Source organism: Chitinophaga sp. GbtcB8 (assembly GCF_019091455.1).
Lineage (GTDB): Bacteria > Bacteroidota > Bacteroidia > Chitinophagales > Chitinophagaceae > Chitinophaga.
The window spans coordinates 1-16,125 of sequence record NZ_JAGXJN010000035.1; the positions used below are offsets into that span (position 1 = coordinate 1).

Annotated in this window: 11 protein-coding genes; 2 read left to right on the plus strand and 9 right to left on the minus strand. The window is 46.6% G+C overall.

Annotation, left to right across the window (positions count from 1 at the left end):
- Nucleotides 1-54 precede the first annotated feature (54 nt).
- From KVT36_RS24440 to KVT36_RS24455, 4 genes are all read right to left on the minus strand, one after another.
- Nucleotides 55-585, minus strand: coding sequence for a polyprenyl synthetase family protein (locus tag KVT36_RS24440; protein ID WP_217606078.1), 531 nt, complete (start codon nt 583-585; stop codon nt 55-57).
- Between the two features lie 62 nt (nt 586-647).
- Entirely contained in the window at nt 648-1,655 is a 1,008-nt protein-coding gene (locus KVT36_RS24445) for a Hint domain-containing protein (protein WP_217606079.1), read from the minus strand.
- Between the two features lie 20 nt (nt 1,656-1,675).
- On the minus strand, nt 1,676-2,845 hold the full coding sequence (locus tag KVT36_RS24450; RefSeq protein ID WP_217606080.1) for a histidinol-phosphate transaminase: 1,170 nt from the start codon (nt 2,843-2,845) through the stop codon (nt 1,676-1,678).
- Nucleotides 2,846-3,140: 295 nt separating this feature from the next.
- Nucleotides 3,141-4,718: a flavin monoamine oxidase family protein gene (locus KVT36_RS24455; RefSeq protein ID WP_217606081.1), complete on the minus strand. Its 1,578-nt coding sequence runs from the start codon at nt 4,716-4,718 to the stop codon at nt 3,141-3,143.
- A gap of 162 nt (nt 4,719-4,880) precedes the next feature.
- On the opposite strand from KVT36_RS24455, the gene KVT36_RS24460 reads away from it, so the two are divergent.
- Together KVT36_RS24460 and KVT36_RS24465 are read left to right on the plus strand one after the other, a co-directional pair.
- Nucleotides 4,881-5,201 carry a hypothetical protein gene (locus KVT36_RS24460; RefSeq protein WP_089907734.1) on the plus strand — a complete coding sequence of 107 codons (321 nt, stop codon included), beginning with the start codon at nt 4,881-4,883 and terminating at the stop codon, nt 5,199-5,201.
- 14 nt (nt 5,202-5,215) lie between these two features.
- The gene (locus tag KVT36_RS24465; protein ID WP_217606082.1) at nt 5,216-5,656 is read left to right on the plus strand and encodes a hypothetical protein; all 441 of its coding nucleotides are present in this window, start codon (nt 5,216-5,218) and stop codon (nt 5,654-5,656) included.
- On the opposite strand, the gene KVT36_RS24470 is transcribed toward KVT36_RS24465, so the two are convergent.
- The 5 genes from KVT36_RS24470 to KVT36_RS24490 form a co-directional block, all read right to left on the minus strand.
- A complete protein-coding gene (locus KVT36_RS24470) occupies nt 5,651-9,436 on the minus strand; it encodes a glycosyltransferase family 2 protein (RefSeq protein WP_217606083.1) in 3,786 nt (1,261 codons plus the stop codon). The two genes, KVT36_RS24465 and KVT36_RS24470, sit on opposite strands and share 6 nt — an antisense overlap.
- 16 nt (nt 9,437-9,452) lie before the next feature.
- Complete coding sequence (locus KVT36_RS24475) at nt 9,453-10,772, minus strand: glycoside hydrolase family 2 TIM barrel-domain containing protein (protein WP_217606084.1); 1,320 nt, start codon at nt 10,770-10,772, stop codon at nt 9,453-9,455.
- A gap of 212 nt (nt 10,773-10,984) precedes the next feature.
- On the minus strand, nt 10,985-12,883 hold the full coding sequence (locus KVT36_RS24480; protein ID WP_217606085.1) for an ABC-F family ATP-binding cassette domain-containing protein: 1,899 nt from the start codon (nt 12,881-12,883) through the stop codon (nt 10,985-10,987).
- A 660-nt stretch (nt 12,884-13,543) separates the two neighbouring features.
- A complete protein-coding gene (locus KVT36_RS24485) occupies nt 13,544-15,118 on the minus strand; it encodes a hypothetical protein (protein ID WP_217606086.1) in 1,575 nt (524 codons plus the stop codon).
- A gap of 67 nt (nt 15,119-15,185) precedes the next feature.
- Entirely contained in the window at nt 15,186-16,124 is a 939-nt protein-coding gene (locus tag KVT36_RS24490; RefSeq protein WP_217606087.1) for a GDP-L-fucose synthase, read from the minus strand.
- Between the last annotated feature and the right edge of the window lies 1 nt (nt 16,125).

Genomic DNA, 16,125 nt, shown 5'->3' on the forward strand with positions numbered 1-16,125 from the left:
ACAACGCTACTTAAAGCGCCTTATAGGTGGTTCACTTTGCGCCGGAATGGTGGTTCACTTTGTCCGGAATTTACACACATTCAATGGCTGCGCTTCCTGGTCAAGGTCCATTTGCTGGCCTTCACACACGGCCCTTGCCGCTTCATTGAACAGGTGGATGACCTTTTGCTTGTGCCGGCCCTGTATGCGGTTCAGGTAATCGTAGGCATACAGCAGCAATGTATCGCCGGTGAGGATGGCGGTGGGCGCGCTGTACTTAATATGCAGGGCAGGTTTGCCACGGCGCAACGGCGCCGCTTCCATTACATCATCATGCGCCAGCGTAAAATTATGAAACAGCTCCAGGGCATTGGCAGCCAGGAAAGCATCCATTTGCAGGGGACCAATGAGCACATTCCCCATCAGGCATAAAACAGGATGGATACGTTTGCCGCCGCTCCTTAACAGGTAGTCAATGGCGTTATACAGGTTAACAGGTGTCTGGGGAAAAAGCCGGTCGTTGAACTGGTTTTCAAAGGCAGCCAGCAACACATCAAAGGAGTGGGCAACAGCGGCTGTATTTTCAACAGGGAGAGGGGGTTCCATAGTTTCTGGTTTTTACCAAGATACCCCCTCCCGCCTGAAATAAGATTGCAGTAAGGCTTACATCATTTTTGTAATACCATTACATTGTTCATCATAAAAGTGCTGCCGCCACTGGTAACCATGTTGTACACTTTTTGTACGCCGCCGGCAGCCTCTGATCTATTGAATACGGTAAAGGTTTCATAAGTATGGGTGGCTTCATCCAGGCAAAGCACCTGCTCACCTGCTGTAATTTCCCCGATCGTTTTTTTACCGGTAGCCGTCATCATGGGATGATTGGGCGTGGCCTGCAGCACTTTACTGTGCAGCGTTACCAGGTTACCGGACGCAGTTTGCTGTTCATGTGCAGCTATCACCAGCAGGCTGGTAATGGCATAGTTCTCCGCATCGTGCACAACCAGCTCCTTTACCTTCACTGTGTTGGGCTGCTGCGTAACGGGATCAATGGTGATCACCTCATCACCGGGCTGAATATTTCTCAATTCTTTTTTAGCGCCATTAGCCATAGCCACTTCCTGGTTGCCCGGGAAGCAAATGTTATTGCTGTAAGTGGCAGATTCTTCTTTCAGGTTCTTACCGCCGCTGGCAGCTTTGTATTGCTGAAAGCCAAACTCTTTGGATAATACGTAAGACAGCTTCAGCACAAAGTTCTTTTCTTCTTTGTCGATGCTGTGAATATCTTCAAAATATTTTTCCCATATTTCTCCCGTTGCACGGAAACCCGGTAGCACGGCGGTGTACAGCGTTCCTTTTTCATTGGTATAATAGATCATAGTGCCCAGCTCCTGCATACCATCTTTAGCTACCAGCTTATAAAGATCGATCCGTTTCTTCAGGCCGTCATCGCCGGTAATAAAATAAGGCTTGCGCATTTCATAGCGGTCCAGCACATAGGTATTATCAAACTTTACATAGGTATCGTTATCCAGGTCTTTTACCTTGAATGTTTTTGCCTTTGTATATTCTTCCATGGTAAGCGCACGGGCAGCAGCAGGTGCAGCAGCGCCTCCCTGGGCATGTACATTATAATAGCTGCACAGCAGTAACAGGGCGATAATAATCTTTTGCATAAACTTCAGTAATAAATAAATTATGATAACTCTTTAAATGCAGCGGCAAAAATTTCCATTTCATCCATGCGGCCAATGCTGATGCGGCACCAGTCCTTCCCGTTCACCATCCAGTTGCGCAGGGCTACGCCACGCTTCATCATTTCATCTACAAAACGCGTCCCCTCCATCTTTAAAGGGAACATGGCAAAATTGGTAACAGAAGGAATATATTCATAACCTTCTTCCTTTAATGTTTTATACAGGAAATCTTTGCTGGCCAGCGTTTTCTTCAGGGCTTCTGCCAGGAAGGGTTTGTCCTGGTAAGATGCAATAGCGGCATATAATGCCGGTGCAGAAATGGCGTATTGATCTTTGGTGAACATGCTTATTTTTTCCAGCATATCCGGCTGCGCCATTACATAACCAACACGCAAACCTGCAAACCCATAAAGTTTGGAGAAGGTGCGGGCTACAATTACATTCTGCCCGTTCTTCACACAACCAACCATGGTGGATGCCTGCGGATCCGGTAAATAATCTATGTAGGCCTCATCCACAAACACGGTTACTTTTTTGGACACACGTTCGCAAAAGGCCTTCAGCTTTTCTGTATCCACAGCAGTGGCGGTAGGATTGTTGGGATTGCAAACGTATACCAGCTTAGTATTGGCATTCACCGCCTTTTCCATGGCATCCAGGTCCAGCTTGTATTCTGCGGTAAGCGGTACTTTTACCCATTGCGCGCCTATTTTTTCTGCGCTTTTAGGCAGATCGTCATAGGTAGGGTCACCGGTTACCACGTTGCCCCCATCTTTACAACAATAAATAGCCGTGGCCATTAATAAGGGCGATGAGCCTGCGCTTAACAAGATCATATCTTTCCCCACCCCTTCATAGCTGGTTATTTTATCTTCCAGGTCGGTGAGGTGCATGAAGGGATATTGGTAGCTGTTGGCCAGGCTGTCAATAATAGCCTGCTTGGCTTTATCTGAAGGACCAAAAGGATTTTCATTGGCAAAAAGGCGGGCCTTTATTTCCACCGGTATGCGGCGTGCAAATTCAGCATCTGTGAGCTGGCCCGGGGAGGCATGTTTGATGGTAGTGGCAGAAACGGCTGCTACGCCATTCAATGTTCCTGTCAGGAAAGGAAGGCTTCCCGTAAACAGTGCACTGGTCTTTAACCAGTGACGACGATTCATGGTTGACATAAGCGTTTAGAATTTACAGGTTGGTGATATTAGCTGAAAGCTGAAAGCCGAAAGCATAAAGCATAAAGCTGATTGTGTTTTGCTTCCAGGATGTTTTGCTTAAACTTTTATTGTTTTAAATGATTATCCGCTTTCATATACCAATCGCGTCATTGCCAGGAGCAAAGTAAAGCCGGGGCTTGTGGGGCGACGAAGCAATGACGTGATTGGACAAACTATTCGCACTATTCTATCCGCTCCATTAAGCATTCAGCATTACGCACTACAAAAAGCTTTATGCTTTCTGCTTTGCGCTTTATGCCTTCGGATACGCCAGCCGCTGATCCGTTACCCGCGCATGCACGGCTGTTACGACGCTCCTGGCGGATTCAAAGGCCCCTGCCATCCAGGCATTCAGGTAAGTCATATGCTCACCGGCAAAGTATACCTGTTTATCCGGCTGCAGCATGGCCTTGTATAAAGTTTGCCGGGTTTCTGCATTATACAGCGCCCAGCCACCCATGCTATACGGTGTTTTATGCCAGCTGATGGAAAACCCCGTCTCAAATTCCTTCATGTACTGCGGATGTATCAAACTGCCTTTTTCCAGCGCCAGCTGCTGCCGTTGCTGTAATGATAAAGCGCTTACCTTATCTGCAGTTTCATGAAAGTTATAATAGCCGATCAGGATGCCTTTCTTTCCTAAATAATCGTTGGATGGATAGAAGATCTGGGTCAATTCATTGTTCGTGTGTGTAATGCCGCCGTAAATATGCTCGTCTTCTTCCCAGAAACGACGTTTGAACTGCAGTCCCATTTTGCCGGTAATCATATAAGGGATATAATCTATTGCCCGGCTAACATCCGATGAAAAGTTGTGTTGTATATTACTCAGCACCGGCAAAGGAAGGGTGCATATGCAAAGATCGCCTTCCAGCTGCTTTTCACCAAATTTGTCCTTATAGGTGATCTTCACCCCTTCCGGCTGGTTTTGTATGGCGCTTACCTCACAGCCAAACCGGATCAGCGGCGCCACCTTTTTCTCCAGCGCTTTAGCGATCATGTCATTACCGCCAATGGCCTGGAACATGGTCATCTGCAGCTCATAGGTATATTCCGCTACATTGTAAAAGTCAGGATCCATTAAGCCGGATTGGATAATATCAGCCAGCTTGTACGGATCGGCTATTTTACCGGCCTTGTCGCCTGCGCCGGCATCTTCAATGTAACCGCGGCGGTTAGAGGCTTTGTAGAGCTTATCTATATCCAGCCCGCCTTCTGCGCGCAGGTATTCAATGATCTTTTGTGCATCTTCTTTGGTAAGACCGGCATCTACCTGGTGCTGGTCAATAGCTTTGGCCAGCATTTCCGTGATATAGCCCCGCACATCGTTATGTATTTCCCGTATGCGGATCTTTTTATTGGACAGCGGGCCTTTGCCTTCACTGAAATAATAGGCTGCTTCGTTTACATTATTATACACCTGTATGGGCACACCCAGCTCTTTGCAATAATGCAGTGTAAGCGCATGGTGGTGCGGAATACGGGAAGGCCCTGCATTGAAATACAATCCCTCATCAAATTGGGCCGTTTGCAGCGGCTGTCCTGTCTCCTGTAAGGTGGCACCTTTACGAATGCTCCAGCAACGGCCGCCGGCACGGTTGCGCGCTTCCAATATGGTGCAACGGTAACCCAACTTGCCTAATTCGTAGGCAGCTGTCATACCGGACAGGCCTGCGCCTAAAATAATGATGTGTTTGTTCTTACCATTACCTGTTAGCTCAAAAGCATGTGCAGGGGCTGGTTTTAGTAATCCCAGGGCCATCATGGCCGGGTAAGCGGCAATGGCTGATTTGCCGGCTGTTGTTAAAAATTCCCTTCTTGAAATTGGCATTTTCCCAATTACATTATTAAATAATCTATGTTCTTAAGTTAATCAAAAAAAGGCAGTTGATGATCATTTTTTATACGAGTGAATTTATATGAGCAAATACGGTAATACAATTGAAATTGCACTGGCATGCTTCTTGAAACCCTCTATTAAAATCTACATTATATGAACACGATCAAAAACATCCGGACCCTTTTATTTGCCGCAGCTATTGGCATAGCCGGCACCCTTATTACGTCCAATACATATGCACAGGTAGATACCGTTATCAAAAAAGTAGGCAACACCGGTAAAAAGGTTGGCCACAAAACCGCTTCTGTTGCGGTGAAAGGCGCTTCCAAGGTTACTGATAAAACCTACAAGGGCAAGCAAGGCCCCAACGGCGAAACCGTGTACATTGATAAAATGGACCGCAAGTACATTGTGGATGATAAGGGCAAAAAAGTATACCTGAAAAAATCAGAGATCAGTGATAAGCCGGAATAATTAAATGACCGCTTATGAAACAAATGCAGCAAACCATTGAACAGTTCTTTAAGGACTATGAAAAAAGATTTGCCGAAGGACTGGCTGGTAAGGCCGATGTAGCTGCTACCACAGCAGTTTTTGCGGATTCCTTTATAGAAGCCAGTCCCCGGGGTGTGGTTTGTGGTAAAAATGATGATACATTCAGGGCATCCATTCCCAAAGGGTATGATTTTTACAAAAGCATTGGCATCAGCAGAATGAACATTGAGCATTTAATGGTGACGGCCCTGGACGATCTGCATTACATGGTTAAAGTACGCTGGCAATCTTATTACCTTAAGGATGAGCGTGAGCTGCTGATAGAGTTTGATGTAACCTATTTTCTGCAACAGCAGCAGGAGCAGCTGAAGATCTTTGCCTATATCACCGGCGATGAACAGCAGCTCCTGAAAGAAAGAGGGGTGATATCATAGCGGAATATTTAATGGTGTTTGTACGGCCACTACATCATTTCCTTTACTGGCGGCAAGGTATAAACGATAAGAAGCGGCATCTTCCGGCATGCTGATCTTAATACTTGTACCCTGCCCCAGTTTTTTCATATACATCGCATTTCCCCAATGATCTGTTTTTACCAGGTGCCATTCAAAATGCCACAATGGTGAAGCAGGCGAAGCCAGTACCCAGTTTTTCCCGTTCTTTATAATAACCTGGTAATTTAATACATCATCTGCCTTGGTTAGCTTAGAGGGCCGCAGGATATGCAGCTCCGGAAATGCCGTTTTGCCACCTAATCCCGCCCATTGATTTCCCAACTGGTAAAAAACAGGTCTGTAACGGCCAAGATGGTCCAGCAACCCATCAAACGTCAGGTAATCACGTTCGCCAACATCCTGCCAGTTGGTAATAAATGTTCCCACACGATGGTTGGCTAGCTGCTGGTATTGCGTTACCGGCACCTGGCTAAGAAAGTAAGGAACCGCCAAACTATTTAGCTGGTTTATACCAGCGGTATCCTGTGTAACGATCAATCCAAAAGCATCTATTTCCGGTAACTGCTGCTGCAAAGACCGTAGCACGGTTGCAAGCTGTTTGTTTGCGCTCACGTCCATGGTCACCGGCCTTACAGGATCAATAGCTTTAATACGGCTCACCAGTTTTTTAAGCCAGGTAATATATGCCTGCTGATGGTATAAAAGCGTGGGTTTATAAAATTGTCCGGCCAGCCGCTGCCACAGCGTATCACCTATGTTCCAGGCAATTATGGCCTTGTTATCCTTCAGCTCGTTTACCGTGGCAATAACTTCATCTGCAGTACGGTCCAGCTCTTTTTTATTACTCAGTACATCTGATACAGCAGGTACCCAAAAGGTATAATGCACCCGCATATTACATTGCCCTGCTACTGCCAGTATATTCCGGTCGTATACACCGGGACCTGTGCGTTTAATGGTGTTAATGCCCAGGTGCTGCATCAGCCTTAAATCCCTGGTTATTTCCCGCCGGGTAAGGGTATAAAAATTCTTATACCACTGCTGCCCTTTCTGGTAATTGATGCCCCGTATTGTATCCGGGAGCCTGCGTTTTTCTTTGACAGGTGTGTTATATACAGAAAGACCCGGAACAGGCGCATAAGCGCCTACTTCATGATAGCCTTTGGTAGATTGATAATTTGCCAGGTCAGTAAAATAAGCGCCGGGGTTATTCATCCGCCAGTTAAGCATCTGCGCGCCACTGTCAGCCGGCACATTACTATCTGTTGCTGAATTAAACAGCACTACCGCCTTTATTTCTTTATATGAGTTGCTGATGCCTTCAAAAAGACCGGATAACCATACGCGCTGGTTACCTGCTGCGCCCAGCGAGCCGGCTTCCGTTAGCATAACAGGAAAGCCTGAACGAAAGATGGGTTGCTGATGAAAGGGCGCGTACAGCTCTTTAAAATCATACCATTTACCATCTCCGTTATAGCTGCCGTAATTCAGGCTGGTTACGCCTAACCAATCCACATAACCGGAGCCCGGGAAGTAAGCAGGTACTGCCGCTGCCTTCCAGGGGTTCCATACCCATACCACATTGCTCACCTGTTTACGCACAAAAAAATCATGCACATACTGCCAGGCGTTGATAAACTCCTGCGGGGTGTTATCCCCGCTTGGCGACCATGGATAAAAAGGATTATCTGCCTCATGTGCAAACCGCAGGTATACCGGCCGGTTAAGGGCTTTTAGCTGTGCCGCAAATTTTTCAAGGTAACGGTCAAAGATACCTTTAACCAGGTAGTGGAATACCTTTTTTTCCTGGCTTAGCGCTTCATTATCTGCCGCGCATTTGAACAGGTGGGTCCAGGGCTCCCAGGTAATGAGGGGGTAAGCGCCGTTGTTGTAAATGGAATCTATCAGCGGCTGCGGCAAATAACACCGTTCCTCATCCCCCCAGGGAATGTATAAGGAAACAATCCCAAAATGTGTATTATAATTTTGCTGGTAACGGTGTACCTGCTGCATGGATGTAAGGCCATTCGCAGCCGACGGGCTGAATATTCCTGAATAGAAAACATATTGTTTAAAAACACGCATGTTAACCGGCTGCGGGTACCGGGAGGCGCCGGTCAGAAAATGTAAGGCGGTAAAAGTGATCAGCAGCATAAATACCAGGGCAAACCTGCGGATGCCGGTATACACACCATGCCGGAAATACCACAATTGTCTTTTGAACGACAGCCAGTAAAAGAACATGGGCTTTATGATAGCAAACCTTTCCTTAAAACGTTTCTGATCATTACGGCGGCTGATGATGATGTTAAACAACATGATACAAAAGTTCATGCCGGCAATGCCCGCCATTACCCATGCATAAGGGTTCCAGTCTACATGCAGCCCGTAAAAAATAGCGCCCAGGGAAGCCAGCGCAATAACGGCATTGGGAATATTAAGACGCCAGTTATCCGATTCCTTATCATCTTTGGGAGTAGGTATATAAGGTACTTTCTTGCGGATGATTGTATAAAAGAGCCCTAGTATATAGATCCACCAGGTACCGATCAGCAGCAGGCCACCCACTACATGGTTCCCCCTTTCATTCTCACCCATCACCCAGCGCTGCACAAAATGCCGTATAACAAGGGTAGCGCTGATAAAAGGCAAGCCTGTTAATGCAAAAGATAACAGGTCCATGCGGAAGGGAATAAGACCCAGCGCCAGGGACAGGATGGGAATTAAAAAATTAAGCAGGAATATAACACCGGAGAAATAATGAAATGGAATGGTGCCGTAATGCAGGCGCTGCGCCCAGGTGAACTGCTTAAATAAGCGGGGAAAAGTGGTGACCAGCAATTCAAAAGTTCCCCTTGCCCATTTTAATTGCTGTTTATAGTAAGCGGATAAAGTAGAAGGTACCAGCCCATAGGTAAGCACTGCAGGCACGTATACTGATCTCCAGCCTTTGGCGTGCAGCTGCATGGCGGTATGCATATCTTCCGACAGGCCGGCGGCATGCCCGCCAATAGAATCCAGCGCCTGCCGGCGGAAAGTGCAGTTAGCGCCAATAGCCAGCACGGTTCCATAGCGGTTCATAGTCATCATCATGGGGCCATAAAACTGGAAAGTTTGCTGCGCAGCGCCTTTAGCAATCAGGCTATCTCCCAGGTTACCATAAGCCTGCACTACCTGTACAAAACCCACTGCATCATCACTAAAATGCGGTATAATAGGGTCCAGGAAATCAGGCAGCGGTACATGATCAGGGTCCAGCACCACACACAGCTCGCCGGTGGCCTGCTGCAATGCATTATTAATATTACCTGCTTTGGCATCTTTTTTATCAATGCGTGTTACATGGTGCACTCCCAAACGCAGGCATACACTTTTCAAGTAGGGGTCGTCTGCCTCGTCGCACAAATAGGTTTCATGCGGATAGTGTATGGCCTGAATGGCTTCCAGGGTTTCAACGATCATTTCATAGGGTTCCCCGGCGCAGAAGGTAGTTAAAATATCTACAGTGAATTTTTTAGTGAGCGGTGGTGTTGGAGGTACTGTTATAAACATGTAATGATACCATTCATGCAGCACCCGCAAACAATTGAAAATAGTAGCTGCCATCAGCAACCAATAGAAAGGCGCATAACCTACCTGCTGCGGATCAAGCAGGCAATATAAAAAATGACCCATCCCAATAATTCCCATCAGGATCATGATCCGCAGGGTCCATATCTCCATACGGGTAGGCGCCGTTGCATACTTGGCTGTTTGCATAATTACACTTTCACTGTTACTCAACTACATAAAAAGGTGTATTGGCTGTTGCAAAATGGCCCCGGCCATCCAATACTTTTACATATATACGGTAAGGGCCTTCTTTCAGAGGCGCTTTGAATACACATTTTGTATCACGGCCTGTGATAATAGTGTCCAGTATGTGCGCTGTATTTTTCCCCAGCTCATGGAACCAGTCCTCCTGCATTACTTCCCAATGGTATACCAGGCTATCCGGTACAGCGCCCTCCATCAGCACTTCTGCCGCCTGCAGGCTATGCGGCATCACCATAATATTATCTGCAGCGCCTTTGCTGTTCAACAACATGTACCTGATAAGCGGTGGTTTTACATTTACCGGGTGGCCGCCCCACAGCTCCTGCACCACACTCACTACCTGCGAACCTGCCCCCTGCTCATCAAACATACTGAACCAGGTAGGCGTGGTTTCCTGCTTTTGCCCCCAATAAAATACCAGCGCACCCAGGAACCGCGGATCATTCATTGGCAGCATGCCATACATATTCCGGTAATGCTCCGCCTTTTTTGTACTTGTATTTTCAATGGGTGCACCCCAGGCAGTATTATTTACCTCCCAGGGACCATATGCACCCCATTCGGTTACCAGGTAAGGGCCGTTCCAGCACCACCGGTATAACCGGAGCTTGTTGTTTAATATATTCAGCTTCCCAAATGTGTTAAAGGAAATAAGATCCAGGTTATTTACACGCAGCTGGATCAAGATGGTTTGCAGCACATTAAAATTAGCCATGGTGCTGGTTACCGGATGGTCAGGATCAACAGTGTGGATCATATCCAGCAGGTTATTAAATGCTTTATAAAAGGGACTGTAGCCAATACCTGCATTAAAGCCCAGCTCATTGCCCAGGCACCACATTAACAGGGCAGGATGACCTTTATATTGCTTTACGGTATGCTGCAACGCAAGGAATAATGCCTGTACCTTGGCAGTATCTTTATAGAAATAATCCAGGTAGGCGCTGCCAGGCATTGGCAGGCCTACAATAACGGCTAAATTGTTACGTTGCGCCTCATCCAGTATATTCCCCAGGTTTACCGTGTCCCAGGTTCTGATGGTATTACCCCCGATCTGGCTTAACTTTTCAAGATGTGTGTATCCGGATGCTCCTCTTACCACGAATGGCTTGCCATTGCGGTAAAGCACATACTGCTTCCCTTCTTTCTGAATAAATACTTTACGGTTATTAGGAGGAGACTTAGTGGTTGGACAATGAATAAAAAAGAAAAAAAGAGTAAAGCCAGTTAATACCTGTAGCAAGCGGATAAACCTTTTCCGGTTGATCCCATTTTCCATGTTCAGTTTAAATAAGTATGGCGTATTGTAATTTGGTTGTATTGTCTTAACATTCCCTCTTTTAATTTACGAAAAAAGGTTCGGTTTTTCGGGGTTAATCTTAGCATTTTTCATGCCGGATTCTTCAGTATTAAATAAAACAGCTGGTTTACCGGGATCAGGGCCCTGCAAACCAGCTGCACGTAATTACATTAGTGTATTATTACATTATTTTATTGTTCCATTTCACTCAGCTCCAGCCAGCGCATACCCTTTTCATCCAGCAGCTGTATTACTTCTCCTACCCGGCGGGTAAGGGGTTCCAGCTCTTCATACGGCAGGCTGCCGCTGGATAGCTTTTCATCAATCGTTTTCTTCTCTGTTTCCAGTTTGGCTATTTCCTGCTCCAGCAGCTCCAGCTCACGTTTCTCCTTATAAGATAGTTTACGCGCTTTGGGTGCTTCTGTTACCGGGGTTTCTTTGCTAACACCGGCAGCCGGCGCAGCAGCCTCCTGTTTCTGGCTGCGGCTTTCTTCTTTTTCCCATTCCCGGAACTGGGTATAGTTACCCGGGAAGTCACGCACCTCGCCGCCGCCTTCAAATACAAACAGGTGATCTACCAGCTTGTCCATAAAATAACGGTCGAGGCTAACAATGATGATGCAGCCCTGGTACTCCTGTAAAAAATCTTCCAGGATGCTGAGGGTGGGCAGATCCAGGTCGTTGGTAGGTTCATCCAGCACCAGGAAGTTAGGGTTACGGAATAAAATGCTTAACAGGTGCAAACGCCTTTTTTCTCCCCCGCTTAACTTGGATACATAGGTATATTGTTTTTCCGGCGGAAACAGGAACAGCTGCAGGAACTGGGCTGCGCTTACCTTTGTACCGTCTGCCAGGGGAAAATGTTCGGCAATGTTCTTCACAAACTCAATAATGCGCACATCCTCCTTTATCACAAGACCCTGCTGGTTATAGTTGCCGAATATAACGGTATCGCCTATATTAATTTTACCGGAATCTGCAGGCTCTTGTCCCAGCAGCATATTCAGAAAGGTGGACTTTCCTACCCCGTTCTTACCTACCACGCCTATACGCTCCCCTTTTTTAAAGGTATAGTCAAACCCTTTGAGAATGGCAAGGTCGCCATAGGCTTTGTACACTTTCTTCAGCTCCAGTATTTTTCCGCCCAGGCGGGTCATTTTTACGTTCAGCTCCAGCTGCTGCCGCTCTATGCGTACGCTGGCTTTTTCCTTTACATCATAGAACGCATCTATGCGCGATTTAGCTTTGGTGGTGCGGGCTTTAGGCTGGCGGCGCATCCATTCCAGCTCTTTGCGGTACTGGTTACGGGCTTTTTCCACGCTGGCCTTATCACTCTCTTCACGGGCGGCCTTTTTTTCCAGGTAGTTTTCGTAATCTCCTTTATAGATGAACAGCTGCTGCTGGTCCAGCTCTATGATCTCATTACATACGCTGTCCAAGAAGTAGCGATCGTGGGTAACCAGCAGCAGGGTTACGTTTTCCTGGTTCAGGAAACTTTCCAACCACTCGATCATGGATACATCCAGGTGGTTGGTAGGTTCATCCATGATAAGCAGGGTATGCTTGTGCTCAAAACCAATATCTATCAGCACTTTGGCCAATGCCACGCGCTTTAGCTGTCCGCCGGAAAGGGTACCCATGTGCTGATCCAGGTGGTGGATATTCAGTTTTCCCAGGATCTGCTTCACCTTAGCATCAAAGTGCCATGCACCCAGCTCATCCATTTTGGTAATAGCATTCGCTAACAGGCCGGGATCCGGATCACCGTCCTCGTCAGTAAGGTGCTCATATTCCCGGATGGCGTTTAAGATGGGGTGGTCCTGGGCAAAAATATTAGCCAGGATGGTTTTCTTCAGGTCAAAAGCATTCTGCTGTTCCAGCATTACCACGGTCACCTCTTTGTGTACCCATACTTTTCCTTCATCTACAGTTTCCTTACCGCAAAGTATGCGCAGCAGGGTAGATTTGCCGGTGCCGTTCAGGGCCACCAGCGCTATTTTATCGCCTTCCTCAATGTGAAAAGAAATATTATTGAACAGTGGCTTTTCGCCGTATGATTTTGTGATCCCTTCAACCGTTACGTAATGCATGGGGCGAAGATAGTAATTGGGCCGCTAATAAGCGGCAAATTGGGCTGTTACAGGTATGGGCGGGCACTTATTGCGTCATCCGGAAAATTTTCGTACATTCATTTAGGAATTATATCAAAAAACGTTTGATACCTTTTATGTTGGTTACAAATGCTTTTGTCTATTTTTCTGTCTCCAGATCTGTATGGAGTGCTGCTAACCACCGCTCCATTACATTCAACAGCAAGTCACAGGTTCTGACTGTAGTATAGTGTATGCTTACCAGGTTTTTTTACATCCTAAAAGGCTGCTATACGAGATCGGCCCTTTATCCATTGGTTTATTCATTTTCCAATTACAGAGCATGTACCCTGAGGGCGTAAAAAAACCCTCCCGTTACACACGGGAGGGCTAAAACGCTTTTCACCATTTTAAATGCGGAGATGCTAAGTGCTTGAATAAAGTGGATGATCAATGTGTATCCGGTTTTCCAGCTTTATTTTCCTGCTTTTCTTAAAACATTGTTCACCAGCATGTACAGTGCAGTGATCTCCACCATAACGATGCAATGTAAGACGAGTATCGGCATAACTTTGAGTAACGTTGTGTATGTGCTACTATACTAAGTTAACCTAATTATATGCCCTGCAAACCACCATTTCGTGTGATTATTAGACATTGCTAGAAGTCGTAGTAGAGCTGCCGGAACGTGCTGCGCAGGCCTACCTGGAAGATCAATTCGTTGAATTTCCACGCATCATTGCTCTCCTTCCGTCCTACCACAGAAACTTCTAAACGCATATTGTTCTTAGGATTCAGCAGGAAAGCAATCGTACCTTGCAGGTACAAAAGATTGGTAGATAATCCTTGTCCGATATGATTATCATATTCCAATGTACGTGTATAGTATGATTTGAAAATATCTTTCCCGAAATTGGTATTCGCAGTATCCAAGCCGTATTTGGCCAGCATAACCTCACCCCGCAGAAACCAGCGCCGGTACTGGTAATCCGCTATACTCACCCACTCCACAAAGTTAGCGCCCATGGGATGCGCCAGCGGCTGATTATAATGCCCGTAATTATTCAGTGAAGTACGCTGAGAGTATGTGAACGGGCGCGCAGCGTTCACCTCCGTTAATATGTTCAGTTTTTCTACATCAAAAATGTTATTAGACCGGAAGCCCACCTGCCCGCCAAACTTATTGCCCCACCATCCGCGGCCTTTGGTCATTTCACTCAGCTTAAATTCATCCAGGATAAATTGTCCGTAGAAAGTGCTGTTTGCTGTTACGGCGTATTTAGCATTTAAACCCATCAGCGCGTTATCAGAAGATCCTACAGAAAACTCAACAGGGCGCAGGAATACGATCGGGTTCAGGTAACTTACATCAAAACCGCGTTTACCGGTGGAGTCGGAATCCTGCCAGATCACAGAGCTGAATAAACCCAGGGACAGTTTCCTGCTTACATTCCAATCCAGGTAGTTGAACACTCCCCATTTTTTCCTATAGCCGTTATCGTAAGATGCCTTGGGATACTTCATATCTATAAACTGCGCCCACATAGTGGTGTATTGTATGCGGCCTACATTAGCAACAATTTTCAGAAAAGGATAGTTAAACGGCACATCAGACAGGAGCATAGAACGATAACCATCGCCTACGAAATTTTTATCGTACCCCAGCTGAAAGGTAAAATGCCGGCTGGCCTCATAGTTAATCAGTGCGGAGGCGTAGGCAAAGTCAAAAGCTTTTCCATTACTATAATCCTTCCATTCCCCTTGACCGGGTACTACCCTGTTTGTACGGCCAAAATTATCTACATACTTAGGGAACTTACCCTGGTTCTCATAAAACTCCGTGTAAAAGGTAAGTTTATCTCCTATTCTACCGCCGGCAATGACTCCGCGGGTATTGAGCCAGGTACCTTTATTCCAGTTGCTGTGCCCTACCTGGAAATCCGGTAAAAAGCTGGCGTAAAAATCATAATCGTCCCCTTTATACTCCAGCAGGTGCTCCTGGAAAAGCTTGCGGTGGAACCAGCTTCTTTTGCGGGTACTATCTTCCGGCAGGATAAAAGTAGGCTGTACCATATAATCACGTAGAGAGGAATGGTAGCTGTAACCACCGGTATCTGCTACCGGTTTGTAAAAGCCTACTGAATACTGGCGGCCGGCGCTCTGTGCCTGCACATTATGAGCTGCGACCAGGCAGCCGAACAGCAGCAGGGATAATACTTGGAGTTTTTTTAGCATAATTATTTAATTGTGCAATGGGGGCAAAGATATGTATAATACAAAAGTAATAGGCCCTTCCTTCCTTTTAGTTTTTGTCCCAGCCAGTTTGCAATATAACTTCGTATACCCGGCGAATACCCTGATCCAGTTCTATTTTGGCCTGCCATCCCAGGTTATGCAATTTACTTACATCCATTAATTTACGCGGGGTGCCATCCGGTTTGGAGGCATCAAACTGTAAGGCGCCGGTATACCCTACAATGTCCTTTATTAACCGGGCCAGGTCCGCAATGCTGATATCATCTCCCACTCCTATATTCACCAGCCCTCCCTGGTCATAATGCTGCATCAGGTAAAAACAGGCATCGGCCATATCATCTGCATGCAGGAACTCGCGTTTAGGAGTACCCGTTCCCCAAATGACAACTGCAGGCGCCTGCTCTGTTTTTGCTTCGTGAAACTTACGCAGCAGCGCCGGTAATACATGCGAGTTTTGCAGATCATAATTATCATTAGGCCCGTAAAGGTTGGTAGGCATTACGGAAATAAAGTTACAGCCATATTGCGCCCGGTAAGCATCGCACATTTTGATGCCGGCTATTTTAGCTATTGCATAGGGCTCATTGGTAGGCTCCAGCAGGCCTGTAAGTAAATAATCCTCCTTCAACGGTTGCGGGGCCAGCTTGGGATAAATACAGGAAGAACCCAGGAACATCAGCTTTCTTGTTCCATTCACAAAAGCCTGGTGTATCACATTGCTCTGGATCATCAGGTTATCATACAGGAACTCCGCACGGTAGGTATTATTAGCCATAATACCGCCTACTTTAGCAGCTGCCAGGAACACGTGATCCGGCTTTTCCTGTACAAAAAAAGTCCCTACAGCCTGCTGGTTACGCAGGTCCAGCTCCTGTGAGCTGCGGGTAATAATATTATAGAAGCCCTCCTGCTGTAACCTGCGGATAATTGCGCTACCCACCATGCCGCGGTGGCCGGCTACATATATTTTATCGGCTGGGTACATG